General features: G+C 46.6%; 1 rRNA gene. It reads left to right on the top strand.

The features are described from left to right. Positions 1–24 precede the first annotated feature (24 nt). Positions 25–509, top strand: a 23S ribosomal RNA gene (locus I6F10_RS20060); the annotation flags it as partial.

A 509-nucleotide genomic window follows, 5' to 3' on the forward strand; every position in this document is an offset into this window, starting at 1 on the left:
AACAAAGACCCGTTTGGGTTGTATGGTTAAGTGACTAAGCGTACACGGTGGATGCCTTGGCAGTTGGAGGCGATGAAGGACGTATTAACTTGCGATAAGCCTAGTCAAGCTAGTAAAAAGCGCTTGAGACTAGGATTTCCGAATGGGGAAACCCACCTGCTTGCAGGTATCGTTAACTGAATACATAGGTTAACGAGGCGAACGCGGAGAACTGAAACATCTAAGTACCCGTAGGAAAAGAAATCAACCGAGATTCCGAAAGTAGCGGCGAGCGAAATCGGAACAGCCCTTAAGCTTATTATGTGTTAATGGAAGGCTCTGGAAAGTGCCACGATACAGGGTGATAGTCCCGTACATGAAAAGACATTTTAAGTGAAATCGAGTAGGTCGGAGCACGTGAAACTTTGACTGAATATAGGTGGACCATCATCTAAGGCTAAATACTCCCAACTGACCGATAGTGAACCAGTACCGTGAGGGAAAGGCGAAAAGAACCCCTGTGAGGGGAG

Origin of the sequence: Pseudoalteromonas sp. SWYJZ98 (assembly GCF_015864495.1) — a bacterium.
GTDB lineage: Bacteria > Pseudomonadota > Gammaproteobacteria > Enterobacterales > Alteromonadaceae > Pseudoalteromonas > Pseudoalteromonas distincta.